At 66.3% G+C, this 6585-nt stretch carries 3 protein-coding genes; all 3 read right to left on the reverse strand.

Annotated elements, in window-relative coordinates; translation table 11 throughout:
- Nucleotides 1–170 precede the first annotated feature (170 nt).
- A complete protein-coding gene (locus RI554_09890) occupies nt 171–3098 on the reverse strand; it encodes a DUF1156 domain-containing protein (GenBank protein ID MDR9392325.1) in 2928 nt (975 codons plus the stop codon).
- Between the two features lie 2 nt (nt 3099–3100).
- Nucleotides 3101–3547, reverse strand: coding sequence for a hypothetical protein (locus RI554_09895; protein ID MDR9392326.1), 447 nt, complete (start codon nt 3545–3547; stop codon nt 3101–3103).
- Nucleotides 3544–6585 (reverse strand): DUF499 domain-containing protein (locus tag RI554_09900; protein ID MDR9392327.1); only part of this gene is annotated, 3042 nt, incomplete at its 5' end. The genes RI554_09900 and RI554_09895, both read right to left, overlap by 4 nt.

Raw genomic sequence — 6585 nt, forward strand, 5'->3', positions numbered from 1 at the left:
CGCGAGTCCGCGAGCGACGCTGACGAGCGCGGAGGACGTGAAGTAGCCGGTGGCGCGGTCGTACTGCACGGCGCGCGAGAGGCTGGGGATGAAGAAGCCGCGCAACCGATCGGTTTCCGCGCCGTAGGTCAACGCGAAGTCGAACCCCGGATCTTGGAAGCCGGCGGGCGTCACGCCACGCTTCCTCCTTCACCGAAGTCGATCCCGCCCTGCTCGGACTCCCTCGGTTCGTGCGCCTCGGGAACGTCGATCCCTTCGAGGAACACGGCGAGTTCGTCGAGGGCGCCCGCCTCGGGAACCACCCACGCGCCCTGTTTCTTCGTTCGCGGGATCGCGTTGACGAGCCCCTGGACGGTCGCGAGGAAGCGCGCGTCCTTCGCGAGGCCGCGTCGTTCCAGCCAGTCGCGGGCCGTGGCGCCGCCATCCTGTCGCGTGACGTAGAGGGCCGTGTGGACGGCGTCGATCACGTGTTCGAACGCGTCCGCGTCGAGGTGTACGCCTGGAAGGGCAGCGTTGGCCTCGCCGCGCCTCCGGACGCGCTGGTGGGGTTCGAGGAGCGTCACGCTGCCGGACTTCTTCGTCAGGAGCTTGGCTTTGGTCAGGATGTCCACGTCGAGGCCACCGACGGCGAGCGCGAGGCGACGCGCTTCGTCGTAGGGGAACTCGCGGGCCTTGAAGGTCTCCCAGGCGAGGAGCGTGAAGTCGGTGTACGCGTCGAGGTTGGCGGCGCGCCCGATCAGGCGGGAGCGTTGGAGCGTGACGAGTTCTTCGCGGGCGGCGTCGAGCGCCTCCTCGGGTTTGAGGCGCCGGTTGTCGCCGGTATCGGGGTCGATCTCGCTGGAGTAGACGGGCCAGTGGCTGGAGATGACGGACAGGGCGGGTCCGTACGTGCTGAGGAGCAGGTCGACGCCGTCGATCCCGAACTCGGTGAAGCGCGCGAGTGCGTCGCGGGCCGCGTGCCGGACGTCGCTCTCGATGTCGTCGAAGAAGGTGACGTCATCGCCGCGTGCCTGGCGTTTGCGGCAGACGAGGAAGATGGTGGATTGCGCGGCGTTCTTCTTCGCTTGGTGGAGGCTGTTTTCCGATTCGGTGGGGACGGGCCAGGAGGTTTCGATCGTGAAGCCGGCGTCCATGAGCGAGGTGCCGAGGGTGTCCCAGGCTTCGGCCTTCTTGTGCGTGAACATGACGGTGAGGACGCCGTCGTCGTGGAGGACGCGGTGCGCCTCTTCGAAGATGGCGGTCATCTTCGCTTCGTAGTCGGCGGTCGCGAGCTCGTTCTTTCGACGTCCGGCGGATTTGAAGCGGGCGGGGTTGGCGACGGCTTCGTTCTTTTTGTCGGCGAGATCGTCCTCGAAGAACTCGGGCCAGATGAGGCCGAGAGTGCGTTTCTCCCAGACGTAGAAGTAGTCGCTCAACTCGGCGTACATGACGTTGTCGTAGTAGGGCGGATCCACGACGATCGCGTGTTGCGATCCGTCGGGAATCCCGTCGAGGTTGGCGGCGTTGCCTTGCCGAGTGTCGATCGGGCCTGGGACGGGGTGTTCGAGTTCGACAGCGTAACTGGAGCCCTCGTCCGATGGCGGGAGGAGCGCTGCAATCCCTTCGTAAGCGTCGAGGAGTTGGCTGAGGGTCCAGGGGTAGAGCTCGCGTGCGCCTTCGAACTCTCCGTGCGTCCACTTGAACGAGAAGTCATGCCGATCGAACGTATTGGCCATGGAGTTTCGCGTTGGATGCCATACGCTCATACGCGAGTTGTAGTTCAGCGCTTTCCCTTGCATCATCGTCAGCAGCGCAAGGATGGCGTTGGCGCGGTCGTCGTCGTCGACCTCGCTGCGGACTTCGGGAATCAACTTGCGGAACTCCTCGACGAACGTGCCGTGCACGAGGAGTTGCCTGGGTGAGAACATGTCGCGCCAGTACGACATTCCGTACTGGTGTGGGCGCGAGTCGTTGCCCTCAGGTACGGCCTCCCTCGGGATCACGTCCGAGGCGAGCCATTCCGGCAGCTTGTCCTCGAGGGTCGCCTCCGCCGCTGCGAGCGCATCGAGGTCCGTCCGGGTCGGAGCCCGGAACCCGCGCCTCTTCCCGGTCCGCGTCGCGACGGCGTAGAGGATGCTTCCCATGCGCCCCTCTTGCGCTTCCTTCTTGATGTAATCGCCATCGATGGCGAGACCGTCCCAAGGGCTGACGCCGGTGCCGTGGGCGACGGTTCCGTCGTCCGGATCGAAGTCGATGTCCTTGCCGGTGACGATCTCGAACTCCGGATCGTCGAGTGGTCGGCCGTTGCGTTCCGTGACGAGACGCACGGCGACGCCGCCCTTGTCCTTGCGGAGCCACCAATTGGGGGCAAGGGGCACGGGTTTCCCGGTTCGTGGACACGCAATGCTTCTTGCGAACAGGAAGGTCGCGGCAAGCTCACCTTCGTGAACGGTTGGGAAAAACCATTGCATGGCGGTCGTGATCCGCTCGGTGAGAATGGAGCCCCATCGCTCGAGATTCGCTCTGAGTTCAGGTCCGTGTTTGCTTGGGGTTGCCACCCCAGCCCTTAGGACAGCCGAGGCGACGGGGTTGAGATCGTTGGCAGTGGTCGAGATCCCGTATCGCGTTGCCTCGAATGGAATGGATCCCCCGCCGGCCGTTGGGTCGATCAGACTGGGCATGGCTCCCCAAGTCGACGTCAGTATGCGATGGAGTACGTCGAGGTCCGTCGTCTCTGGCGAGTTCTTGAACGCCTGTTTGTACGTGTAGGGATTCGCGATTCGCTCGCCGCGCTCGATGGCAGCCTTGGTCGCCTCGGACGCGGATACCGGATCTCCGAGGATTCCACAAAGCCGGTGGAACCAAGCATGGTACGCGTCGCGAGAGGCAAGCCGCTCCTCTTCGGGGTAGGACTCGGCAAGAGACTCGCTCCAGGCAGGCATGACGCTTCCGAGAACGGCCCCCGCGCTCGCCGCGAGCGGCCGTCGGGCCCACCAGACGTGCAACGTCTTGAGTTTCGGGAACTGCCCTGGAATGGGAGCAGACTCTCGGCGGCTCTCGATACCAAGCGCCTTTACGGGGAGCCAGTCTTCGATGAGGACGCGGGGTCGGGTGGTCATGGTCATTCCTCCGCCAGGAGGAGCCGTAGGGCTCGTTGGGCGCGGGGGCGGTCCTGGCCGACGCATTTTGCGTACCAGTAGTAGGCTTCCTCGGTCGCCATGGTGTCGACGGCGGTGAGCAGGGTGGTCTTGCGGCGGCCCTTTCGGACGGGTTCCGTGGCGAGCATGGCGAGGGCGAGGCGGACGCCTTCGTCCTCGTGGATGGGGATCGGTTTCTTCCGGCGCGGCGTGAGGACGGTTCGGGCGTGCCCGCTTTTCGTGAGGGCTCGCTGGAGGGCCCCCGTCAACTCGCTCGTCCGCCGTTTCGTGGCTTTGGCGACGACGTCCGTGGTGCGGTCTTGGGCACTCGTTTCAAGGAGGGCGACCGCGAAGCCTTCTCGTTCGGGGTGCACGGTGAGTTGGAACGAGCGAGTGCCGCGCTTGCCGTTGGCGAGTCCGTTGCGGTTCACGGGTGGGCCTTCACGGTCACGTGACCGGGTTGCTGCTTGAGAAGGATCTTGCGGAGGCGCTCGATGGGGTCGCCGTCGTGCGCGACGGGCTCGTCGAAGACGATCTCGAGCGTGAAGCGTCCATCGACTCCAGCGGCTTTGTCGGCGAGGGCGAAGAGGGCGTCTTCGACCTTCTCGAGGTCCGCCGAGGTACCGCTGACGTTCACCTCGCCGCTGCCTTGCAGGGGCGCGAAGTCGAAGTCGAGTTCGAGGTCGACGCGGCGCTCGAAGGTGGGCAGCATCGTGAGCGCTTGGTGGAGCTCCTGGATGGGTGTGATGCCGGTGTCGACGTCCGCGGTCGCGGTGATGGCGAGGGTCCGAATGCCGTCGGGCCATTGCGCGTCCTCGACCTGGTTGAGGACGGTCTGGAAGGCTTGCCCGATCGCGCCGTTCGCTTCGACGGGCCGTGGCCCGACGACGCGTGCCCCGAGATCCAGGCCGATCGCGTCGGCTTCGGCTTTGGTCAGCACCTGGAGGTCGTCCAGACCGGTGCGTTCGATCTCGCTGGGCGTGAGTGGCTTGGCGCCCGCTTGGGGATCGCCGTGGACGACGAACGCACGTGCGTTCTCTCCGCCTTGCGCAGCGTTCTTGAGGGCGCTCAGGACCTCGCCTTTCTTCGGTTCCCCACCGAGGCGGGCTTCGAGTTGGGTGCGCAGGTCGCTGCCGCTGATGCGGTTCGAGGTGGCGAGGACGTTGGTCACGTCGGCCACCCGGACGGGCTTCTGGAGCAGCCCCGCCTCCTGCGCCGCCTCGGGCGTGTAGAGGTACGTCGCGTCGCTGATCGTGACCTTCGGGGGTGGGTCGCTTGCGGTGCTGGCGGTCTTCGTGTCGGCGTCGTAGTAGACCCAGCTTTCGCTCTTCACGCCCTGTCGAATGGCGGCGGTCAGCAGGTTGCTGTTGAGGACCAGGGGCAGGCCGTGGTCGTGCCAAAAGCGTTCGAGCATGGCCTGCGTCGCGACGTGGCTCGCGTCCTTGGGCCACGCCTTGGCCTGCACGTACTGCACGCCCATGTCGGCGGTCTGGATCTTGTTGATTTGTTCGAGGTACGCGCGGATGACGCTGGTCTGTTTGGTCTTGACGTCCCCTTGCGACTGCGGGGAGAGCTCCTCGTGCTGGAGGTACCCGGTGGCCCTGTCGCTGCTGGGGACGTACAGGTGCTTGTAGCAGCGACCGAGGGCGACGCGGGCGTTGATCTTGCTTTGATCGGCCAGGTTGTGGAGTTTCTTGCGGATGGGTTCGTCGAACTGCTGCATGCGCGCGGCGTCGTCGACGACGGCGTGGGCGGCCATGTCCCAGGCCACGGCGTTGCGGTAGTTCGCGATCTGGGTCCTGTCGGCGACGAGGAACGCGACGGCGTTGCGGTTGACGCGCGTGGCGAGCGACGTGCCGGTCTTCCCGAGCATGTCGATCAGCAGGGCGGGGGGCGCGTCGCCGGACTCGACGGCGAGATCGTCGTGATGGAGGATCGCGAGGCGGAGCTTCTGGGGGGTGTCGGAGAGGCTCTCGGGGCCCGTGGGGAAGTGGATGACGTGGAGAGGGTTTTCGGTGGGGAAGGCCTCCTCGATGCGGTGGCGCATCTCGTTGGCGACGAGGGTGTTCGTGAGGTTGTGTTCCTCCGCGGCGACGATGGCGTTGGGGTTCGGTTCGGTCTTGAAGCGGTAGCGGAGGTTGTCGTAATCGAGGTACCAGGCGGTCTTGTCGAGGGCCGCGAGCGCCTCGATGGCAACGTCGGCGCGTTCCCCGGGGCGAAGGGTGCCGAGGATGACTTCGGGACGCCCGGCACCGGCGCTGGCTTGCAGTTCGAGGCTGTGCGTGAAGACGGCGCCGGCGGCTCGGCGTGCGATGGCGCCCTTGCCCGCGAGGTGGTTCTGGTCGATCGCGTGCGCGTGGGAGTTGGGTCCGAGGAAATCGCTCTTCGCGACCCCTTCGAACGCGTCGCGCCCGAGGTTGGTGGTGACGTGCGCGAGGACGGCGGGGTTCTCGTAGTGCAGGTCGCCGACGTTGATGATGGGGAGATCGACCTGATCGCTCCAAATGCCCGCGACGGCCTCGGCCAGGAGCTTGAGGGCGCCACGCGCACGCTGAAAGCCGGGGATGGTGCCGAGGCGTTGGTCGAGGACGCGAATCAGTTCGGGATGGAACGGGTAACTGGTGTGGACGCTGCGGGCGTACTCGACGGGCCGGTCGGCTCCACCTGCGAGGCTTTCGTTGTGGGCGGTGAGGGTCTCGTAGAGGGTCTGGTAGCGCTGGGCCGCCTCCTCGGCGGCGGCGCCGTCGATGCGCTCGAAGAGGCGGCGCTTGAGGATGTGCCCGATTTCGACGTCCTCGGCGGGTTTGACGACTGACCCGCCGCTCGTGAACCGGGAGACGACGCTGGTGGTTTCGTTGACGACTTTGTCGAGGGCGGCTTCGGCGTCGGCGTGCGCGTCCTGGGTCAGGGTGTCGAGCGCGTCGGTCTCGGATCCGAAGGCGTCCTTTGCGGTCGCGAGCGTGAGGATGACGACGACGTGCTCGTTGGAGGCGGCGACCTCGAGGAGGTTCTTCAGGAAGACGGGGAGGGCTTCGGCGAGCCTGCGGACGTCTTCGCTTCCCGAGGAGGCGAGAGCACGGAGGTACTGCGCGATCTCGTCGATGATGATCAGCGTCGGTTGGCCGTCGAACGCTCGCTCGAGCGCCTCCTTCCCGGGGGCGGTGCGCTGGCGGTCGCTCTCCTCGAGGATGGCGTACGCGTCGCGTCCGAGTTGCTGGCCGATCTCACCCCAGAGGGTGTAGGTGGTCTGGCCGTTGGTGGAGACGCCGTTGACGGGATCGAGGACGTCCCCGACGATCGCGGCGACACGGCACGCGTCGGGAAGGAGGCTCGCGTCGACGAACTCGTCGAGGTTGCCGGGGCGCGCCCCTCGGGCGAGGTGGTAGGCGGCGATGAGGCCGTGCGTCTTGCCGCCTCCGAAGCTCGTTTCGCTGCGGATGAGTCCGTGTTGGGCGTCGGGGACGTCGGC

The organism is Trueperaceae bacterium (genome assembly GCA_031581195.1).
In the GTDB taxonomy this organism is placed as follows: domain Bacteria; phylum Deinococcota; class Deinococci; order Deinococcales; family Trueperaceae; genus SLSQ01.